Below are 19,393 nucleotides of genomic sequence, written 5' to 3'. Positions count from 1 at the left end.
CATCCGGCAGCCGATCTTAGCCTTTCATGTCCCGCAACCGACGGCTAAGCCAGATCCCGTGGTGGGGTCGTTGACGCCATGCTACCGACGAAATGGTGTGCATGGTGTTCAGATGCCCCAATATTCGCTGCAGATGCTGCTCCAGGGTGCTTAATGGACCGTGGGACAGCATTTCAGGCGCTTCGAGAATATTCACATCGCCCGAGCTTCCCGGTCCGTCATACTCCAGCCGCTGCTGACAGCGCTGGAGCGCAATTTCGCAGGACTCCAGATACCGCTGCGCCAAATCCGGCGTCAGCATCGTATGTTCCCTTGCCAGTGTGGTCATCGCGTTGATGTGTTCGACAATAAACTGGCTGTGCGTGACCCACAGTTTCATATCCGCCAGATAGTGCGAGTTGAATCCCGGCTCCTGCATTGCCTGATTCAGTGAGTTAAACAGCGTGTTATGCGCCTGGTTGACCCGCATGCGTTGATACGCCAGCGGCGTGGCCTGCGGATCGTTGCTGAGGATCAGGCGAATAGCCTCCTGGTCGGCTTCTAACGCATCGTGGGCGTTCTTACGCAACAGACCACTCTGCCACTGTGGCCACAGCCAGAGCGTGCCGCCAAAGGCGATTAAGCAGCCAATCACCGTGTCGACAAACCGCGGCACGATAAATTGTTCCCCGTTCAGCGTCAGCAGTTGCAGGGTGTACACCGCCGTAACCGTAAAGCCGACGGTGGCCCAGCCGTAGTTTTTGCGAATGATCAGATAGCTGCCTAACGTGATCAGCAACATGCCTGCCAGCGTGAAGCCTTCCTGAATATGAAAGTGCAATGTGACGCCCGCAATCACCAGTCCGACGAGCGTACCCACCGAACGATGCAAAATACGCACCCGGGTCGCCCCATAGCCATTTTGCGTGACGAACAGGATCGTCATCAAAATCCAGTAAGGTTTAGGCAGATGTAAGGCGCTGCCCATCAGGCTGGCAATACTCAGCATGACGCTGATGCGCCCGGCGTTACGCAGCGCCGGGGATTTCAACGACAGATAGTTTTTCAGCGCCGGGATCAACGGCAACCGCCGCTGTTTGTCCGCCATCAAATCTCGGGCATACAGCGGGCGCTGGGTCCGTAGCACGCGGGCGATACGGCTGAAGTGCCAGTAGCAAAACTGTCCTACCGGATTATCCGGATGCTGGTTGGCGATTTTCTCCAGCGAGCCAATTTGCTTTTCCATTGAGAAACGGGTCGGTAAGCGGTGATACAAGATATCATCGGCCAGGACGCGCAGGCGGGCGGCGACGGTGCGCGCGTTCCAGCGAATCACCTGTTCCGCGTGGCTTCGCTCGACCAGCTTTTGCACCTCTTCCGGCTGATGCAGGCTAACTGAAATATGTTCCTGCAAATCGAGCGCTTCCTGAAAGGCACGCAACAGTCGCTTGTATTCATTATTGTGATGCGCCGACAGCATGTGCATTTGCTGGTAGCACTGGGTAATCAAATCCACCGCTTTTTGTTGACGAACCAGTAACGGAGGCAGCGCTTTTTCTGGATCGGCATGCTGGGTCAGCAGACTGTACTTGGCCTCACAGTAATCGGCTAATTCGCGGTACAGCAGACTAAGCGATTCACGCAGTGGCTGCTCACGCCACATCCAGAACCAGAACCAGTTGAACAGACCGTACCACAACGTACCCAGTGCATAGATCAGCAATGGCTCCCAGACGGGCATGTTCCCGGCAAGGCTTAGCGTGAAAATTGCCGCGATGAGTGAGGCTGGCAGCAGTCGCGCATGCAACGGGCTTAGCTCGGCGGTTACGCCAAGAATTAGCGTCAGGCCGGTGAGGATGAGCGGCAGTGGTATATCTTGCGCCAGCAGTAACTGCATGATCAGGCTGCAACCGGCAAACAGCGATGCGCCAATAACTAAACGTTTAAAAAAGCGTTTATGCGGGGTATCAAGACCGGCAATGTTGCAACAGGCTGGGACGAGGGAAAACAGAAGCCCCAGATGAAGCTGACCAATGATAAGACCGACGGCCACAGGTAAACACAGCACCAGCGTCTGCCGTAGTGCGTAGTTGATCTCGGGGTGATAAATCAGTCTTCGCCACATCGGAGCAAACAAAAATGGCGCGCTACCGGGTAACGCGCCATTTCGATGGGATTAACGTGTGCCGTAAACGACAATGGTCTTACCGTGAGCGGAGATCAGGTTCTGATCTTCCAGCATCTTCAGAATACGACCAACGGTCTCACGGGAGCAGCCAACGATCTGGCCGATTTCCTGGCGGGTGATTTTAATCTGCATACCGTCCGGGTGAGTCATCGCGTCAGGCTGTTTTGCCAGATTCAGCAGAGTCTGGGCAATACGGCCGGTGACGTCGAGGAAGGCAAGGTTGCCTACTTTTTCAGACGTGACCTGCAGGCGACGAGCCATCTGAGAAGACAGGCGCATCAGAATATCCGGGTTGACCTGGATTAATTGGCGAAATTTTTTGTAGGAAATTTCAGCGACTTCACATGCGGTTTTGGCCCGTACCCAAGCGCTACGTTCCTGGCCTTCTTCGAAGAGGCCTAATTCACCAATAAAATCGCCCTGATTCAGATAAGAAAGGATCATTTCTTTCCCTTCTTCATCTTTGATCAGCACTGCCACTGAGCCTTTAACGATGTAATACAACGTTTCCGCTTTTTCACCCTGGTGAATCAGCGTGCTCTTCGATGGGTACTTATGAATATGGCAATGAGACAAGAACCATTCGAGAGTCGGGTCTGTTTGCGGTTTGCCAAGCACCATGCGCGGTTATCCTCTGTTATAAGCTGTCTCCAGAGCCAGAAAACGACGCTGCCTCTGGGTTTGCAAAAATGTGCTTCCCGCTACCTGGGAAGGGGGCTACTAAAAATATACTGCAGCCTGTAATGTGATGTCCTCTGCATACATGCAGTACGTCAATGTATTACTGTAGCATCCCGACTGTTTTAGCATAGCTTTCGCCGTGTGTCTCCTGGTGTCTCGCTTCAGCATGACGCAGGTCGCCTTCCGTTGCGAGAATTGTTATATACGCGTAATCTGTCAGGAAAATTGAAACATTGGAGTTACGAATTATGCAAGCGCGTGTAAAGTGGGTTGAGGGGTTAACCTTCCTCGGTGAGTCCGCCTCTGGCCACCAAATTTTGATGGACGGTAACTCCGGTGATAAAGCGCCGAGCCCGATGGAAATGGTATTAATGGCTGCAGGCGGTTGTAGCGCCATCGATGTGGTGTCGATCCTGCAAAAGGGTCGTCAGGATGTGACCAACTGCGAAGTGAAGCTCACCTCTGAGCGCCGTGAAGAAGCGCCGCGTTTGTTTACCCACATTAATCTGCATTTCATCGTCACCGGCAACGATCTGAAAGAGGCGTCGGTCTCCCGCGCCGTCGATCTCTCGGCGGAAAAATATTGTTCCGTGGCATTGATGCTGGAAAAGGCAGTGAATATTACCCACTCCTATGAAGTGGTTGCTGCGTAATACGTGATGCCGGATGGCGGCTTGGCCTTATCGGGCCTACAGGACGATACCGATTCGTAGGCCCGATAAGCGTAGCGCCATCGGGCACATCCCGTACATCATTCTATCTTTTTACCTTCCATCAGTCGCTGGACCAGCGGCAGCATAATCAATTCCATCGCCAGACCCATTTTGCCGCCAGGTACGACTAATGTATTGATGTGGGAAATGAATGAGCCTTGCAGCATGGCCAGAAGCCACGGAAAGTCGATCCCTTCCAGATTACGAAAATGAATGACCACAAAGCTTTCATCCAGCGACGGAATGCTCTTGGCGGCAAAGGGGTTTGAGGTATCGACGGTGGGTACGCGCTGAAAGTTGATGTGCGTACGGGAAAACTGCGGCGTGATGTAATTGATGTAATCGTCCATTGAGCGCACAACCGAGTCCATCACCGCTTCACGCGAGTGTCCACGCTCGCTGGTATCGCGGGTCAGTTTCTGGATCCATTCCAGGTTAACGATCGGCACCACACCGACCAGAAGGTCGACATGCCGGGCCACATTTTGCTGTGGGGTGACGACGCCGCCGTGTAGCCCTTCATAGAACAGGACATCCGTCGGTTCAGGCAATGGCTGCCAGGGGGTAAACGTTCCCGGGACCTGGTTCCACGGTACGGCTTCATCGTAGGTGTGCAGATATTTACGCGACTGACCTTTTCCCGTCTGGCCGTATTCAATGAAGGTTTGTTCCAGCAGACCAAAGTCATTGGCTTCGGGCCCGAAATAACTGATATGTCGCCCGGCATCGCGCGCTTTGCGAATCGCCATATCCATTTCCGGACGGGTATAGCGATGAAAACTGTCACCTTCCACCTCGGCGGCGCGCAGATTTAGCTGCGCGAAAATTTTACGAAACGCGAGGCTGGTGGTGGTGGTCCCCGCGCCACTGGATCCTGTTACCGCAATCACCGGATGTTTGGCAGACATAACAACTCCATGAATAGGTTGATTTTTTATTATAGTCGGCCGTCGGCTACGAATTACTGGTGAATCTGCTTCCTCGGCATGATGTTGACCGTTTCATGCAGTTCGGACCACACCAGGACGGCTTCACCTGATTGTAGTTGGCGTTTGACGTCGGCGACTTTTTGTTCGAGCGAACGTTCATGTTCACCATAATCGGTACCTTCGCGCAAGACAAAGCTTTCAATCAGATTGTCCAGCGCGTCCGGGGAGATGTCTTGCCAGGGGATAATCATGATGACGCCTCCAGATACGTTGTCAGCCAGTCGGGAATTCTGGATTCCAGCCACATCTCAGGGCGGCGCACTGTGCCGCCAATAAATCCGACGTGTCCGCCGTGTTCAGTCAACTGATACTCCACCTGTGAGGGCAGGTTTTCCGGTTCAGGGATCACGTGATGATCCATAAACGGATCGTCCTTGGCATGGATAATCAGCGTCGGTTTGGCGATCTGATTAAGCAATGGCATGGCGCTACACTGGCGGTAATAGTCTATAGCATCGGCAAAACCGTGGATTTTGGCAGTGATGAGATCGTCAAAATCACGAATGCGACGCAGGGATTTCAACTGGGTCAGACTCACCGGCAACGAACCCGGATAGGCCTGTAGCTTACGCGAGGCGTTAGCTTTCAACAGATTGAGCAGATAGCGCTGGTAGACGCGTGAGAACCCCTTCTCCATATGGTAACTACAGGCTTCCAGCACGAAAGGCGCAGAGACAATAACCGCTGCATCAATGGGAATATCGTTGCCTTCTTTGGCCAGCAGGCAGGCAAGCATGTTCCCGCCGAGTGAATAGCCGACCGCCGCGGTCGGCACACGACCAAGCTCGCGTTCCAGCCAATGTAAAAACCAGGTGCCATCTTCTGTTTCACCAGAATGATAAATACGGTTGAGACGATTTGGTTCGCCGCTGCAGCCGCGAAAATGCATCACCACGCCCAGCCAGCCGCGCTTTTGCGCTGCTTCAATCAGGCCATGTGCGTACGGGCTGTTCAGACTGCCTTCCAGACCGTGAAAAACCACCAGGCGCGGTTTGTGCTTCGCCTGTTGCGGATCTTCACTCCATGCCAGATCGACAAAGTCACCGTCGGGTAATTCCAGACGCTGCCAATGGGCGTCGAACTTCACCTTGCGGCGAATTAAACGCGGCAGCATTGTCTGCAAATGGCGGTTACTGATACCGCGCATAGGGCGGAATTCTCGCGAATCATCAGTAGGTGGGATCATTTCTGTGGACGTGATTTCAACCATAACACCAGAGCAATTAATAATCGGAAAGAATAACTATACCGCGCGCAGCGCTTGCGGGTTAGCCAATATGTGATTTTGTCGCTAGTCAGTCAGCAGGTTACGCGAGAAAAAATGAAAATCGACGTCGGGCTTTCGTCGCCACAGGCGAGCTTTCCGCGTCCCTGTCGCCACGCTTTCTCCGGTATCTTCAAACATTCCTGACGCTTCAAAGCGGCGAATCAGACTTTTACGCTGGATCGACTGACCGAGGATCACCTCGGTGGCTTCGAGCAGTTGCCCATGGGTAAATGTCTCCGGCAAACAGTATACGGGCAGTAGCGAGTACATTGTTTTTTGCCGCAAGCGATGCAGGGCCGCCGTAATGATGTCTCCGTGGTCGAATGCGAGTGAATAATTTTTCAGCTCATCAACCGGCACCCAACGGGCATTGCTGACGCTGGCGATGTGCGGCGCACAGTCTACCCAGGCGATTAGCGCAAACCAGGCGACTGTCAGACTCCAGCCGCGCGGGTCGCGATCCGGGCCGGAAAAAGTATCCAGTTGTTCCAGCCACGAAGGCAAAACCCCTGTTTTTTCAGTGAGCTTGCGCAGCGCTGTGGCGCGAGTGGAGTCATCGCGCTCAATATCAATGAAGCCACCTGGTAATCCCCAACGCCCTTTTTGCGGCTGGTTTGCTCGTTCAACCAGTAATACGCACAGCGCCTGTTGATGCAGGGTAAACAGCACGCTATCGACCGTCACCAGTGGTGTGGGAAAGCGGCGGGCATCGTATTGATTCAGGTAGTCGGCTTCGGTGGTCATAAGGTACTCACGATGATTTGCAACGCCCACAAGTGTACCAGCCCAATACCGGGGGGCAAGGTTCGTTTTTTCTTATTATTTATCAGTGGATTATGCGATGGCCTAAAAATAATGCATTTTTGCTTGCTTTATATGTGTCCTAAGGACATTATTAATTATGTCGAAGGGACACAATTAAGGGGTGAGCGTGATGAACATAAAACTGACACTAACGTTGGACGACCAGAGCTACGGAATGACACACGGTGTTTTTCCTGATGGCGCCGTCTGGTTGAAGGTTACTGAAGCATTACCACCCTTTGCTCGCCTGATGCGCATTCGTGCGACGGCGATGCGCGATATGAACGACTTTATGCTGTTGGCGCAACTGGTGGAGGCGGTTCGCCATCAAACGGATGTGCTGGTCAGTCATCTCGAACTTCCCTGGTTACCATGGGCTCGTCAGGATCGCCATATGGTGGTGGGTGATAGCTTTGCGCTGAAAGTCTTTGGCAGCCAGCTTAATACGCTGCAATTCGATAGGGTGAAGGTGCTCGATCCGCACAGTGACGCGGCGGCGGCAGCTATCAATAATTTTGTGGCGATTTCACAAGAGACTTGCCTGCTGCACAGCGCGACCTTGCAGCGGCAGTTCCGACAAAAAGCGCTAATGCTGGTCGCCCCCGATGCCGGATCGCTGAAGAAAATTGATGCCGTTGCCAGAGCGGTCGGTGTAGCGGAGTACGCCGTCCTGAGCAAAAAACGCGATGTGGCAAGCGGCAAGCTGACGGGATTTGCTTTAGTCGCCGGAGACGTCAGGGGCCGGGATATGCTGATTGTTGACGACCTGTGTGACGCTGGCGGTACGTTCATTGGTTCTGCGCAGGTACTCCGTGATGCAGGTGCCCGTAGCGTCAACCTGTATATCACCCACGGTATTTTCTCTAAAGGCGTCGAACACCTGTTTGCGAACGGTATTGATGCTATCTACACCACCACCTCTTTCGCTGCCCCGACGCTGGAACATCCGCAGCTTGAGCTTATCGACATTGACGCGATTTACCGCGCCTGAGGGAGATACTGATTATGAAAATGAACCCGATTCTGGCTATCGACGGCTACAAAGTTTCTCACCGCGTACAGTATCCGCAAGGAACCAGTCGCGTGTATTCCAACTTTACCCCGCGCAGCGATCGCTTTTTCTCCTCGCCGTTGGCGGATGGCAAACTGGTGTTTTTTGGCCTGCAAGGTTTTCTGCAGTGGTTTCTGGTTGATTTGTTTAACGAGGCATTCTTTGCCCGTCCGGAAGACGAGGTGGTCAGCGAATACAAACAGGTCATGGACAGCTATCTCGGCAAAGATACGGTAGCGGTTGATCATATCCGCGCCCTGCATCAGTTGGGCTATCTGCCGTTGCACATCAAAGCGCTGGATGAAGGCAGCAAAGTGCCGATGGCGGTGCCTGTTTTAACTATCATCAACACCCAACCTGAGTTTTTCTGGCTGGTGAATTACCTGGAGACCGTGCTGTCGGCAGAACTGTGGAAGGCGTCAACAAACGCCACCATTGCTCATCACTATCGTAAAATTTGCGCGCGCTGGGCACAGAAAACCTGTAGCGACCTGTCACACCTCGACTTCCAGTGCCATGACTTTTCATTTCGCGGTATGGCCGGATTGCAGGACACCATGCAGGCGGGCAGCGGCCACTTGTTGAGTTTTAAAGGCACTGACAGCATTCCGTCGCTTCTCTACGCTCGGGATTATTATACCGACGGCGAGCCCTATTTTATCGGCGCCAGCATTCCGGCGACCGAGCACAGCGTGATGTGTATGGGGGAGCGTGAGCATGAGATTGAAACCTTCCGCCGCCTGATTGCCGATCTCTACCCGCAGGGATTTGTGTCGATTGTCTCTGATACGTGGGATTACTGGCAGGTACTGACGGAGTACACCCGCGAGCTGAAGAACATCATTCTGGCGCGCGAGGGACGGGTGGTTTTCCGCCCGGACAGCGGTAATCCGGTTGAGATCCTGTGCGGTACTGGCGCGGATGAGGATACACGAGCCGATCGTACAGCACAGGAGAAAGGCTCTGTGGAGGTGCTGTGGGAGATATTTGGCGGCACGGTTAACGCCAAAGGCTACAAGGTGCTCGACCCACATGTGGGGCTAATTTATGGCGATTCCATCACCCTTGAGCGGGCGAATGAGATCCTGCGCCGCCTGGAAGCGAAAGGATTTGCCAGTTCAAATGTGGTGTTTGGCGTGGGTTCTTTTACCTATCAGTACAACACGCGTGACACCTTCGGTTTTGCGATGAAGGCAACGTGGGGCGAAGTCGACGGCAAGGGTCGGACGATTTTTAAAGAGCCGAAAACCGATAACGGCTTAAAGCGCTCGGCCCGAGGTTTGCTTCGCGTAGTACGTGATGAGCAAGGAGAATTGCGTCTGCATGATGAACAAACCTGGGTGCAAGAGCAGGAAGGAGAGCTGAAAACCCGTTTTCTCAACGGGAAGTTGATTAACCGTGAGCACTTCGAACAGATCCGCCAGCGCCTGGCGGCACAAAGCTAGTTTTCCGCAAGCGGGTTGCGTTACCCGCTTCCTCCTCCCTCCCGGCGTGAATTGATCATCGTCACAAATGGTTACTTCAATTATTACTCTCAAGCTAATGATTCTTTCCTACGCTTAATTGATGACTTTCTCACCAGGGTGCACACTCTTTCCAGTGTTAAGCAATCAAAATGATTAGCTGAATCAGGAGGTTAATAATGTTATCTGGGCAAACGCCAGCACGAGTCTGGAACACCCGCCGCACGGAAAAACAGCGCCGTCTGGCTTCCGTTCCGGTGCAGGGTAAGGTGCTGCCGACCGCAGACCTGACCGCGATGCTGGAAAAACTGATCGCGCCGGGTGACCGCGTGGTATTAGAAGGGAATAACCAGAAGCAGGCAGATTTCCTGTCCCGCATGCTGGCTGAAGTCAATCCGCAGATTGTGCACGACCTGCATATGATTATGCCAAGCGTCGGGCGCAGCGAGCATCTGGATATCTTTGAAAAAGGCATCGCCCGCAAGCTGGACTTCTCCTTCTCCGGTACCCAAAGCTTGCGTATTTCGCAACTACTGGAAGATGGCCAACTGGAAATCGGCGCCATCCACACCTACATCGAACTCTATTCCCGTCTTTATGTTGACCTGGCCCCGAACGTGGCGCTGATTGCCGGTTATAAAGCTGACCGTAAAGGTAACCTCTACACCGGGCCGAGTACCGAAGATACCCCGGCGCTGGTGGAAGCTGCTGCATTCCACGACGGTATCGTCATCGCACAGGTGAACGAGCTGGTGGACGACGAATGCGACCTGCCGCGCGTGGATATTCCGGGTTCCTGGATTGACTACGTGGTTGTCGCCGACAAACCGTTCTTTATCGAACCGCTGTTTACCCGCGACCCGCGCCTGATCAAACAGGAACACATCCTGATGGCGATGATGGCGATTAAAGGCATCTACGCGGAACATCAGGTACAGTCGCTGAACCACGGTATCGGCTTCAACACCGCGGCGATTGAACTGTTGCTGCCAACCTACGGTGAACAGCTCGGTCTGAAAGGCAAAATCTGTAAGCACTGGACCCTGAACCCGCATCCAACGCTGATTCCGGCAATTGAGAGCGGCTGGGTAGAAAGCGTGCACTGCTTCGGCGGCGAGTTGGGGATGGAAGAGTATATCCGCGCCCGCCCAGACATCTTCTTTACCGGTTCCGACGGCTCGATGCGTTCTAACCGCGCCTTCTGCCAGTTGGCTGGCCAGTACGCGGTAGATATGTTTATCGGCTCCACCCTGCAGGTTGATGGCTACGCCAACTCCTCCACCGTGACCCGCGGCCGTCTTTCTGGCTTCGGCGGCGCGCCAAACATGGGTCACGACCCGCACGGTCGTCGTCATGCAACGCCAGCCTGGCTGAATATGATCACCGAACCAGACCCAATGCAGCGCGGTAAAAAACTGGTGGTGCAGATGGTCGAAACTTTCCAGGCGGGCGTGAAGCCAACCTTCGTCGAAAAACTGGACGCGGTTGACGTGGCGAAAGCCTCCGGCATGCCGCTGGCACCGGTAATGATCTACGGCGATGACGTAACCCACGTGCTGACCGAAGAAGGTATCGCCTACCTCTACCGCGCCAAAGATCTTGAAGAGCGCCGTGCGATGGTGGCTGCGGTCGCGGGTATCACCGATATCGGGCTGGGCGTTGATGCTAAGCGCGTTGCCGAACTGCGTCAGAGCGGCAAGGTGGTCTATCCGGAAGATATGGGCATTCGTCGTACCGATGCCACCCGTTCGCTGCTGGCAGCCGGTAGCGTCGCTGACCTGGTGGAATGGTCCGGCGGTCTTTACAACCCACCTGCGAAATTCCGGAGCTGGTAATGAAACTTCTGCCCCAGATTCAGGTTGAAGGCGGTGCCGAGTGGCTGGCGCGAACCGCCACGCAGTGTCTGATTGACGAAGCACGATTAAGCCCGAAACCCGGTCTGGTGGACAGTCGGGGGAACGGCGCGCACCACGATCTTACGCTTTCGCTAATGGAGCGCTCCGCACATAGCCTGACCCCTACGTTTCAGGCGCTGGCGCAGCAAAGCTGGCAGCGTCCAGCGGATATTGCGCTCAGACAAACCATAGGGCGACTCGGCCGTGAGGGCGAGCAGCAGATGATGGCCGCGACCCACGGCGTGAATACCCACCGCGGCGCGATTTGGGCGCTGGGGTTGTTGGTGAGCGCCGTTGCGATGCACGGTGGTGCCGGTGGCGCGCAGCAGATAGCCGCTACCGCAGCGGAACTGGCGAAGCTGCCGGATGACGCAGCGCCGAAGGTGTTCAGCAAAGGGCTTCGCGCAACGCATCGTTATCGTGTACCGGGCGCTCGTGAAGAAGCTCAGCAGGCGTTTCCGCACGTGATGCAGCGCGCTCTGCCGCAGCTGCGTTTAAGCCGCCTGCGCGGTAGTAGCGAGACGCACGCGAGGCTGGATGCGCTGATGGCGATCATGACCTCGCTGACCGATACCTGCGTACTTTCTCGTGCCGGGCTGGAAGGGCTTGATGCCATGCAGGACGGCGCGCGCGCCGTGTTGAATGCAGGCGGCAGCGCGCACCCGGCGGGTCAGGCGGCATTAGCGGAACTGGATAGCCAGATGCTGGCGCTAAACGCCTCGCCGGGCGGCGCGGCTGACCTGCTCGCCGCCACGCTATTTCTCGATCGCGTCGAAATCACGTCGAATCGCCGTATTTAAAGCATTAAGAGGATGTTATGGAACACATTACGTTAACCGTACCGGCCAGCCGCACCTTAAGCGGCAAAGCGCTGGCAGGCGTTGTGGGCTCCGGGGATATGGAGGTGTTATTCACCGCCGACCAGGGCCAGACGTTAACCATTGATATCACCACTTCTGTCAATAACAGCACCCGCCGCTGGGAAGCGCTGTTCAACCGTCTGCAGACGGTCAGCAGCCTGCCTGCAGGCAAACTGACCATCCATGACTTCGGCGCGACGCCGGGCGTGGCGCGCATTCGTATCGAACAGGTTTTTGAAGAGGTGAGCTATGCGTGATGACCGCAGTTTTATCGAATTAAAAGCACGCCAGCGTGCGCATGCGTTGCTGGATGAAGGCAGCTACCGTGAACTTCTCGACCCGTTTGAAGGCGTGATGTCGCCGTGGCTCGGCGCACAGGGCATTGTTCCACAGGCCGATGACGGCATGGTCGTGGCAAAAGGCACCATCAATGGTAAACCGGCCGTTGTTGTAGCGATTGAAGGCGCGTTCCAGGGCGGCAGCATGGGCGAAGTGTCCGGTGCCAAAATGGCAGCGGCGCTGGAGCTGGCGGCGGAAGATAACCGTAACGGCATTCCTACTCAGGCGGTACTGAGCCTGGAAACCGGGGGGGTTCGTTTACAAGAAGCGAACCTCGGTCTGGCGGCGATTGCCGATATTCATGCGGCGATTGTGGATCTGCGTCGTTACACCCCGGTGGTTGGCATTGTGGCCGGTACTGTGGGCTGCTTCGGCGGGATGTCCATCGCGGCGGCGCTGTGTAGCTATCTGATTGTGACCCGCGAAGCGCGTCTCGGCCTGAACGGCCCGCAGGTAATCGAACAGGAAGCCGGGATTGAAGAGTATGACTCCCGCGACCGTCCGTTCATCTGGAGCATGACCGGTGGTGAAGTTCGCTACGAAAGCGGGCTGGTAGAAGCACTGGTCAACGACGGTGTGAACGCGGTGAAAGCCGCCATGAACGAGGCGCTGGCGAAAGGCGTTCCGGCAAAACATCGCACCGATAATTACGACTGGTATCTCGACCGCCTGAGCCATTTTGATACCCGCAAACAGGCCGATTCAGAACAGATTAGAGCGCTCTTCGCCCGGGAGGTGAAATGATGAGTAACGTAATTAGCCGTGGCGAATTATGGCTGGAAACGCTGGCGCCAGGCGCCAAACGTATTGCAGGGCTGTGCCCGTCCGTACAGGCCGCTGATGGCGAGCTGAACGGTGAAAACGTGCGCTTTATCGCCGTCGTTCCGGATGCCCATAACCACTATCCGCGCGCCACTAAAGGTGAAGTCGGTCTGCTGGAAGGCTGGTGGCTTGCGAAAGTTGTCAGTGAAACCATCGCCGCCGATGCCGATAAAGCCGTCAAGCGCCCGATTGTGGCGGTGATTGACGTCGCCAGCCAGGCCTATGGTCGTCGTGAAGAAGGCTTTGGCATTCATCAGGCGCTGGCTGGCGCAGCTGCGGCGTATGCCAATGCGCGTCTGGCAGGCCACCCGGTGATTGGTCTTATCGTCGGTAAAGCGATGTCCGGGGCATTTCTGGCGCACGGCTACCAGGCAAACCGTCTGATCGCCTTCAACGATAAAGGCGTACTGATTCACGCGATGGGCAAAGAGTCCGCGGCGCGCATTACCCTGCGTACCGTTGAGGCGCTGGAAAAACTGGCGGCAACTATTCCGCCGATGGCCTATGACATCAGCAACTACGCCACCCTGGGCCTGCTGGAAAACCTGCTGGATATCAGCAACCCGGATGCCCCATCCGCACAAGACCTGGCGCTGGTGAAAAACACCCTGCAACAGGCCATCAACGACGCGCGTCAGGACCCTACGCTTAAAAGCCGTCTGGGTGCCGACAATCGCCGCAGCTCTGCCCTCGTACGCGAACGCATGCGAGCAAGCTGGTAAGTAAAAAAAGAGACCTGCCGGATGTACGGCTCCGCGGGTGCAGTGACTGCACCCGCGTGGGTCGCTGCATCCGAAAAATAACAATCATCGCGTCAGTGCTACTTCTTTTAAGATTACAGGTGAAATATGACTTACGTAATTGTTCATGCTCTTGCTCCGATTTTCGTCATCATGTTGCTGGGATTCTGGGCCGGGAAGGCCAAAATGGTCGACAACAAGAATGTCTCCCTGCTCAATATTTTCGTGATGGACTTTGCGTTACCCGCAGCGCTGTTTAGCGCCACGGTACAAACGCCGTGGGCCGGTATCGTGGCTCAGTCACCGCTGATTGTGGTGTTGACGCTGGCGATGTGGATTACCTATGCCGCTATCTACTTTATGGCGACCAAAGTTTTCAAGAAATCTCCACAGGATGCCGCCGTGCTGACCCTGACCGTTGCGCTGCCAAACTATGCCGCGCTGGGTCTGCCGATTCTGGGTAGCGTGCTGGGTGAAACCTCTTCCACCTCGCTTTCCGTTGCCGTTTCCATTGCCTGCGGTTCCGTACTGATGACACCGTTCTGCCTGCTGATCCTCGAACGTGAAAAAGCGCGTGCGGAAGGCGGTAACACCGGTTCTACGCTCTCTATGCTGCCGGTACTGATGTGGCGTTCGATTAAAAAGCCAATCGTAATGGGCCCGCTGCTGGGGGTTATCCTTTCCGCCATTGGTATTAAAATGCCGGAGCTGGTGCTGGCGGCGATCAAACCGCTGGGTCTGTCTGCTACTGCGGCGGCGCTGTTCCTGACCGGTGTTATCCTCTCTGCGCGTAAATTGCAAATCAATACCGTGGTGATTACTTCCACCATCGCTAAGTTGCTGATTCAACCGGCCATTGCCTGGGGTATCGTGCTGATTTTCGGCCTGCATGGTTCCGTGGCTATCACTGCCATCCTGATGATTGCATTGTCCGCGGGCTTCTTCGGCGTGGTGTTCGGTAACCGCTTTGGCGTGCAGTCTCCAGATGCAGAAGCCGTGCTGCTGTTGAGCTCTGTACTGTGTATCCTGTCGCTGCCGCTGTTTATCTCGCTGACTTCAGGAATCTAAATCATGAGCACAACATTACGTCCACACGATCTTATCTGGCTGAACGCACGCGACGCGCTCGAGGATGTCACGGAATCCTGGGTGGATACCGTCTGGCATAGCGGTCTGCCGGTGGTCGTGCGCCGTGATGTTGATGCGCAGGGGCGTATTCCCGTGGGCGTCCGCGGGATGAAGCGCGACCAGCGCGCCGCCGGTTGGGTGAAAGCGGAGGCGGTCGTTCGCGTCTGCTCGCCGGAATCGCTGGTGGACCCGCAGACGCTGCTGCGTTCGCCCTTTATCTCTCAGCCGCCGCTTCAGGTGGCTTTATTATTGGCCCAGCAGTCGTGGCCGTGGACGTGGGGCATTTCCGGGAGTACCGGCTATGCGCTGGCGACCGGGATCCCGGTGATCCACGCGGCAAGCGATCTTGATCTGCTGATCCGCGCGCCTCAGCCGCTCTCCCGACAAGCGCTGGAGAAGTGGCAGCAGCAACTGATGGGCGGACTGTGCCGGGCGGATACCCAAGTGGATACTCCGCGCGGCGGCTTTGCCCTCAATGAATGGCTGCGTGATGGAAAAGCGCTGTTAAAAACCTCAAAGGGGCCGCAACTGGTGCGCGATCCGTGGGGCAGGGAGGAGTCATGAAAATTCTGTTTACCTTCCCGGGGCAGGGGACACAGCACGAAGGTATGCTGCAAAACCTTCCGGGGGCGGAGCTCGCTCAGGCGCGTGAAGTGCTGGGCGCAGAGGTGGATACGCTGGATAGCCCTGAAGCGTTGAAACATACCCGAGCCGTTCAACTGTCTCTGCTGATTGCCGGCGTTGCCTGGGCGCGTGAGCTTGAACGTCGTGGTGTCGCGCCTGATATCCTCAGTGGACTCTCCATTGGCGCGTACCCGGCGGCGGTGGTTGCCGGTGCGCTCGATTTTGCCGATGCGCTGACGCTGGTGGCGCTGCGCGGTGACTTAATGGAGCAAGCATACCCACATGGTTACGGCCTGACGGCGATTATGGGGCTAACGTTAAGTCAGGTGGAAAGCCTGGTGGCAGACAGCGAAACCTATATTGCCAACCTGAATGCCGAAACGCAGATTGTGATTGCGGGTACCGATGAAGCGATGGCGGAAGTGGCAAAACGCGCGATGGCCAAAGGGGCCAGTAAGGCTTCTCGTCTGGCGGTGAGTGTGCCGTCGCACTGTGAACTGCTGGTCGAGCCCGCGCAAAAGCTGGTGGAAGCGTTTAGCCGCGTGACGCTTTCCCGTCCGCGCTATGCCTACCTGAGCGGCAGTACCGGACGCGTGCTGTGGCAGCCGGAACGCATTGCTGATGACCTGGCGATGAATATGGCGCGCACGGTGCGTTGGCAGGAGGCGGTGATTTCCGCTAACGAACGTGAAGCGCGGCTGGCGATTGAAATGCCGCCCGGTGGCGTGCTGACCTGCCTGACGCGTCAGGCCGCGTGGGAAGGGGAGTCTATTTCTCTGGAGCGCAGCGGCGTCGATGTTGCCGTGCATCTGGCGAAACGCCTTCGTGCGTGATGTGATTGCCCGATGGCGCTGCGCTTATCGGGCCTACGGCTCGCACCTGATGTAGGCCGGATAAGACGCGAAGCGTCGCCATCCGGCGATTCAGGCGTTCTGGTTCAGCGTCCTGGCGTACATGCGCCCTTCGGCGGCCAGCGCTAACAGGCTTGGGTCGCGCTCGCGGTTGCGGGCAAAGACAATCGCGATAAGCTGCTGCATCTGATAGGGCTCAGCCAGTTTTTGCAGCTTCACGGTATTCTCATACATTTTCTTCATTCGCCCCGGCATTAAACAGAAACCCACCCCTGCCTGTACCAGACTGAGCATGGAGAAGATGTCGTTTACGCGGGTAACGATTTCAGGCTCAAACCCGGCGATATGAAATGCTTCCTGAAAACCGGCGTAGGTGGCAAATCCTTCCGCCAGCGAGACAAATTTCTCATTGCGATAGTGGCGCAGGTCCGCCTTCATGGTGGCGTCCAGCGTAGCTGACATCGGTGCGGCGAGGTAGATATCGTCGTGGAACAGGGGCAGCACTTCGAGGCTGTTGCGGTCGATTTCGCTTTCGGAAATGGAGATGAGGATGGCGTCCAGCACGCCGTCTTCCAGCATCTTCAGCAGCGCTTCGTTGGAGCCCATGGTGAGATCCAGCTCCAGGTCAGGTCGGCGCAGCTTCATGCCCATAATCAGGTGCGGTACCGTCTCCAGCGTCAGTGAGTAGAGCGTACCCACGCGCAGGCGGCCCTGACCCACGCCTGCCGTTTTGCGCGCCTCTTCCAGCCCGCGTTCCATCAATTGGGTGACTTCCTGGCAGTACTCCAGCAACGTCCACGCTGCGGGCTGGGCGATAAGATTACGCCCTTTGTGAACGAACAGCGGGCAACGAACGTTCTCTTCCAGCGTGTGTAACGCCCGGTGAACGCTAACGCCGCTGATGTTCAGCGCCTCGGCGGTGCGGGCGATGTTACCCTTCTCCATAAAGGTCATGAAGATGCTCAGCTTGCGGAAGGTAATATCGTTGGTCGTCAGCTGATTCATCATCGTCTTCCCATCGTTAGTCGGCCAGCATCTGTTCGAGTTGTTCCTGCGCATCCAGCCAGGCCATTTCACACTCTTCCAGCCCGGATTTTGCATTCGCTTGCTGCTGCAAACAGGCAGTGAGTTCGGCTTTGCGACTTTGATCGTAGAGTTCGCTATCACCGAGTTTCTCTTCCGCCTGCGCCAACTGCGCCTGTAGTTTCTCCATCTCTTTTTCCAGACGGGTGATCTCTTTGCGCAGCGGCTGCGTCAGGGTGCGGAGTTCAGCTTCGCGACGCTTCTGATCCTTACGCGCCTGGGCGCTGTTCACGCTCTCCTTCGCCGGTTCGTCGCTCTGGTTCTCCTGTTTCTGCACATCGCTCAGCCACTGTTGATAATCTTCCAGATCGCCGTCAAACGGCTCGACTTTCTTGTCGTGCACCAGATAGAGGTCGTCGGTAGTGGAGCGAATCAGATGACGGTCGTGCGAGACTACGACCAGCGCGCCTTCGAAATCGATCAGCGCTTCGGTCAGCGCCTGACGCATATCCAAATCCAGGTGGTTAGTCGGTTCATCAAGCAGCAGCAGGTTCGGGCGCTGCCAGACGATCAATGCCAGCACCAGACGCGCCTTTTCACCACCGGAGAAGCGGGCGGTCTGTTCGCTGACTTTATCGCCCTGAAAGCCGAATCCGCCGAGGTAGTCGCGCAGTTTCTGCTCCAGTTCCTGCGGCGCCATGCGCGCCAGGTGTTGGATGGGCGATTCATCGGCACGTAAAAACTCCAGCTGATGCTGCGCGAAGTAACCCAGTTTAATGCCTTTGGCGAGACCAATTTCACCGCTGATGGGGGCCAGTTCACCCGCCAGCAGCTTAATCAGGGTTGATTTACCCGCACCGTTACGACCGAGCAGGCCAATGCGTGAACCCGGCACCAGATTCAGTTTGATCGAATCGAGAATGACGCGATCGCCATAGCCGGCGCTGACCTTTTCCATCTTCAATAGCGGGTTTGGCAGGCTTTCCGGTTGACGGAAGCTGAAGTGGAACGGGTTGTCCACGTGCGCCGGGGCAATGAGCTCCATACGTTCCAGCATTTTGATACGGCTCTGCGCTTGCTTTGCTTTGGTTGCTTTAGCACGGAAACGATCGATATAGCTTTGCAGGTGCGCCACACGCTCCTGCTGACTTTCGTACATCGCCTGTTGCTGCGCGAGGCGGGTCGCACGCTGGATTTCAAACGCGCTGTAGTTGCCGGTGTACTCGAACATGGTTTGCTGTTCGATATGAATAATTTTGTCCACCACCGGGTCGAGGAAGTCGCGATCATGGGAAATCAGAATCAGCGTGCCCTGATAGCTTTTCAGCCATCTTTCCAGCCAGATCACCGCGTCAAGATCGAGGTGGTTGGTCGGTTCATCAAGCAGCAGCAGGTCTGAACGGCAAATCAGCGCCTGGGCCAGGTTAAGACGCATACGCCAGCCGCCGGAAAAATCGCTGACCGGACGTTCAAGCTGTTCATTGGAGAAGCCGAGGCCATGCAGCAGGCTTGCCGCGCGTGAGCGTACGGTCCAGGCGTCAATGGCATCCAGCTTGCCATGGACGGTGGCAATGGCGTGTCCATCGTTACGTTCGTTGGCATCGTTCAACTGCGCTTCCAGTTGACGATACTCGCGGTCGCCGTCAATCACGTACTCCAGCGCGGGCTGTGGCAACGCTGGCGTTTCCTGATTCACCCAGGCGAGCTGCCAGTTTCCCGGATAGGTAAATCCTCCGGCGTCAGCGCTGAGTTCATTTTTCAGCAATGCCAGCAGAGTAGATTTACCGCAGCCATTTTTGCCCACCAGACCAACTTTCTGCCCTGGATTAATAGTGGCCGTGGCATTGTCCAGCAAGACGCGCACGCCGCGACGAATTTGTAACGATGAGAAAACAATCATAAGGCGCCGTATGTTCAGACTATGTTAATTTATCATTATGATAATGTAATGTGTGGGCCGTTTGCCGCACTGAGGC

18 protein-coding genes and 1 pseudogene are annotated in these 19,393 nt (G+C 55.9%); 11 read left to right on the top strand and 8 right to left on the bottom strand.

Annotation, left to right across the window (positions count from 1 at the left end; all coding sequences use genetic code 11):
• Nucleotides 1-16: 16 nt before the first annotated feature.
• Together JSN25_RS04080 and crp are read right to left on the bottom strand one after the other, a co-directional pair.
• The gene (locus JSN25_RS04080) at nt 17-2,104 is read right to left on the bottom strand and encodes a YccS/YhfK family putative transporter (RefSeq protein WP_087856299.1); all 2,088 of its coding nucleotides are present in this window, start codon (nt 2,102-2,104) and stop codon (nt 17-19) included.
• A gap of 51 nt (nt 2,105-2,155) precedes the next feature.
• The gene (gene crp / locus JSN25_RS04075; RefSeq protein WP_000242758.1) at nt 2,156-2,788 is read right to left on the bottom strand and encodes a cAMP-activated global transcriptional regulator CRP; all 633 of its coding nucleotides are present in this window, start codon (nt 2,786-2,788) and stop codon (nt 2,156-2,158) included.
• 308 nt (nt 2,789-3,096) lie between these two features.
• Between crp and JSN25_RS04070 the strand changes: the two genes are divergently transcribed.
• Nucleotides 3,097-3,501, top strand: a complete 405-nt coding sequence (locus tag JSN25_RS04070) for an OsmC family protein (RefSeq protein ID WP_006687378.1) — start codon at nt 3,097-3,099, stop codon at nt 3,499-3,501.
• A gap of 98 nt (nt 3,502-3,599) precedes the next feature.
• Here JSN25_RS04070 and JSN25_RS04065 read toward each other — a convergent pair whose 3' ends face one another.
• From JSN25_RS04065 to JSN25_RS04050, 4 genes and pseudogenes are all read right to left on the bottom strand, one after another.
• The gene (locus JSN25_RS04065; protein ID WP_003827751.1) at nt 3,600-4,469 is read right to left on the bottom strand and encodes a phosphoribulokinase; all 870 of its coding nucleotides are present in this window, start codon (nt 4,467-4,469) and stop codon (nt 3,600-3,602) included.
• Between the two features lie 53 nt (nt 4,470-4,522).
• Complete coding sequence (locus JSN25_RS04060) at nt 4,523-4,741, bottom strand: YheU family protein (RefSeq protein WP_087856300.1); 219 nt, start codon at nt 4,739-4,741, stop codon at nt 4,523-4,525.
• Nucleotides 4,738-5,797, bottom strand: a pseudogene (locus JSN25_RS04055) (hydrolase). The gene JSN25_RS04060 and the pseudogene JSN25_RS04055 overlap by 4 nt, the downstream one beginning before the upstream one ends.
• Nucleotides 5,798-5,841: 44 nt before the next feature.
• On the bottom strand, nt 5,842-6,561 hold the full coding sequence (locus JSN25_RS04050; RefSeq protein WP_121530039.1) for an NUDIX hydrolase: 720 nt from the start codon (nt 6,559-6,561) through the stop codon (nt 5,842-5,844).
• Nucleotides 6,562-6,751: 190 nt separating this feature from the next.
• Between JSN25_RS04050 and prs the strand changes: the two genes are divergently transcribed.
• From prs to mdcH, 10 genes are all read left to right on the top strand, one after another.
• Nucleotides 6,752-7,612 (top strand): ribose-phosphate diphosphokinase, encoded by an 861-nt coding sequence (prs, locus tag JSN25_RS04045; protein ID WP_159121678.1) that lies wholly within the window; start codon nt 6,752-6,754, stop codon nt 7,610-7,612.
• A 14-nt stretch (nt 7,613-7,626) separates the two neighbouring features.
• Nucleotides 7,627-9,117, top strand: coding sequence for a nicotinate phosphoribosyltransferase (locus JSN25_RS04040; RefSeq protein ID WP_150345501.1), 1,491 nt, complete (start codon nt 7,627-7,629; stop codon nt 9,115-9,117).
• A 197-nt stretch (nt 9,118-9,314) separates the two neighbouring features.
• The gene (mdcA, locus tag JSN25_RS04035) at nt 9,315-10,970 is read left to right on the top strand and encodes a malonate decarboxylase subunit alpha (RefSeq protein WP_038634792.1); all 1,656 of its coding nucleotides are present in this window, start codon (nt 9,315-9,317) and stop codon (nt 10,968-10,970) included.
• A complete protein-coding gene (locus tag JSN25_RS04030; protein ID WP_069323816.1) occupies nt 10,970-11,830 on the top strand; it encodes a triphosphoribosyl-dephospho-CoA synthase in 861 nt (286 codons plus the stop codon). Before mdcA ends, JSN25_RS04030 begins: the two co-directional genes overlap by 1 nt.
• A gap of 17 nt (nt 11,831-11,847) precedes the next feature.
• Nucleotides 11,848-12,147: a malonate decarboxylase acyl carrier protein gene (gene mdcC, locus JSN25_RS04025; RefSeq protein WP_069323817.1), complete on the top strand. Its 300-nt coding sequence runs from the start codon at nt 11,848-11,850 to the stop codon at nt 12,145-12,147.
• On the top strand, nt 12,140-12,973 hold the full coding sequence (locus JSN25_RS04020; RefSeq protein WP_038634789.1) for a biotin-independent malonate decarboxylase subunit beta: 834 nt from the start codon (nt 12,140-12,142) through the stop codon (nt 12,971-12,973). Before mdcC ends, JSN25_RS04020 begins: the two co-directional genes overlap by 8 nt.
• Nucleotides 12,973-13,773, top strand: coding sequence for a biotin-independent malonate decarboxylase subunit gamma (gene mdcE / locus JSN25_RS04015; RefSeq protein ID WP_069323819.1), 801 nt, complete (start codon nt 12,973-12,975; stop codon nt 13,771-13,773). The genes JSN25_RS04020 and mdcE overlap by 1 nt, the downstream gene beginning before the upstream one ends.
• 126 nt (nt 13,774-13,899) lie before the next feature.
• The gene (locus tag JSN25_RS04010) at nt 13,900-14,859 is read left to right on the top strand and encodes an AEC family transporter (RefSeq protein WP_065356474.1); all 960 of its coding nucleotides are present in this window, start codon (nt 13,900-13,902) and stop codon (nt 14,857-14,859) included.
• Between the two features lie 3 nt (nt 14,860-14,862).
• A complete protein-coding gene (locus JSN25_RS04005; RefSeq protein ID WP_160955711.1) occupies nt 14,863-15,483 on the top strand; it encodes a malonate decarboxylase holo-ACP synthase in 621 nt (206 codons plus the stop codon).
• Nucleotides 15,480-16,376 (top strand): malonate decarboxylase subunit epsilon, encoded by an 897-nt coding sequence (mdcH, locus tag JSN25_RS04000; RefSeq protein WP_204525454.1) that lies wholly within the window; start codon nt 15,480-15,482, stop codon nt 16,374-16,376. Before JSN25_RS04005 ends, mdcH begins: the two co-directional genes overlap by 4 nt.
• 90 nt (nt 16,377-16,466) lie before the next feature.
• Here mdcH and JSN25_RS03995 read toward each other — a convergent pair whose 3' ends face one another.
• Nucleotides 16,467-17,399: a LysR family transcriptional regulator gene (locus JSN25_RS03995; RefSeq protein ID WP_069323833.1), complete on the bottom strand. Its 933-nt coding sequence runs from the start codon at nt 17,397-17,399 to the stop codon at nt 16,467-16,469.
• A 16-nt stretch (nt 17,400-17,415) separates the two neighbouring features.
• Nucleotides 17,416-19,317 (bottom strand): ABC transporter ATP-binding protein, encoded by a 1,902-nt coding sequence (locus tag JSN25_RS03990; RefSeq protein ID WP_085048984.1) that lies wholly within the window; start codon nt 19,315-19,317, stop codon nt 17,416-17,418.
• Nucleotides 19,318-19,393: the final 76 nt, after the last annotated feature.

The sequence above is a fragment of the Citrobacter cronae genome, from assembly GCF_016893685.1.
Classification (GTDB): Bacteria; Pseudomonadota; Gammaproteobacteria; order Enterobacterales; family Enterobacteriaceae; genus Citrobacter; species Citrobacter werkmanii.
The sequence above is the reverse complement of the archived record's forward strand: the minus strand, read 5'-3'. Positions and strand labels throughout refer to the sequence as shown.

Bases quoted from the DNA above. Each gene is read 5' to 3' on its own strand.
- JSN25_RS04080 (WP_087856299.1), bottom strand. From the start codon at position 2,104: ATGTGGCGAAGACTGATTTATCACCCCGAGATCAACTACGCACTACGG.
- crp (WP_000242758.1), bottom strand. From the start codon at position 2,788: ATGGTGCTTGGCAAACCGCAAACAGACCCGACTCTCGAATGGTTCTTG.
- JSN25_RS04070 (WP_006687378.1), top strand. From the start codon at position 3,097: ATGCAAGCGCGTGTAAAGTGGGTTGAGGGGTTAACCTTCCTCGGTGAG.
- JSN25_RS04065 (WP_003827751.1), bottom strand. From the start codon at position 4,469: ATGTCTGCCAAACATCCGGTGATTGCGGTAACAGGATCCAGTGGCGCG.
- JSN25_RS04060 (WP_087856300.1), bottom strand. From the start codon at position 4,741: ATGATTATCCCCTGGCAAGACATCTCCCCGGACGCGCTGGACAATCTG.
- JSN25_RS04050 (WP_121530039.1), bottom strand. From the start codon at position 6,561: ATGACCACCGAAGCCGACTACCTGAATCAATACGATGCCCGCCGCTTT.
- prs (WP_159121678.1), top strand. From the start codon at position 6,752: ATGAACATAAAACTGACACTAACGTTGGACGACCAGAGCTACGGAATG.
- JSN25_RS04040 (WP_150345501.1), top strand. From the start codon at position 7,627: ATGAAAATGAACCCGATTCTGGCTATCGACGGCTACAAAGTTTCTCAC.
- mdcA (WP_038634792.1), top strand. From the start codon at position 9,315: ATGTTATCTGGGCAAACGCCAGCACGAGTCTGGAACACCCGCCGCACG.
- JSN25_RS04030 (WP_069323816.1), top strand. From the start codon at position 10,970: ATGAAACTTCTGCCCCAGATTCAGGTTGAAGGCGGTGCCGAGTGGCTG.
- mdcC (WP_069323817.1), top strand. From the start codon at position 11,848: ATGGAACACATTACGTTAACCGTACCGGCCAGCCGCACCTTAAGCGGC.
- JSN25_RS04020 (WP_038634789.1), top strand. From the start codon at position 12,140: ATGCGTGATGACCGCAGTTTTATCGAATTAAAAGCACGCCAGCGTGCG.
- mdcE (WP_069323819.1), top strand. From the start codon at position 12,973: ATGAGTAACGTAATTAGCCGTGGCGAATTATGGCTGGAAACGCTGGCG.
- JSN25_RS04010 (WP_065356474.1), top strand. From the start codon at position 13,900: ATGACTTACGTAATTGTTCATGCTCTTGCTCCGATTTTCGTCATCATG.
- JSN25_RS04005 (WP_160955711.1), top strand. From the start codon at position 14,863: ATGAGCACAACATTACGTCCACACGATCTTATCTGGCTGAACGCACGC.
- mdcH (WP_204525454.1), top strand. From the start codon at position 15,480: ATGAAAATTCTGTTTACCTTCCCGGGGCAGGGGACACAGCACGAAGGT.
- JSN25_RS03995 (WP_069323833.1), bottom strand. From the start codon at position 17,399: ATGAATCAGCTGACGACCAACGATATTACCTTCCGCAAGCTGAGCATC.
- JSN25_RS03990 (WP_085048984.1), bottom strand. From the start codon at position 19,317: ATGATTGTTTTCTCATCGTTACAAATTCGTCGCGGCGTGCGCGTCTTG.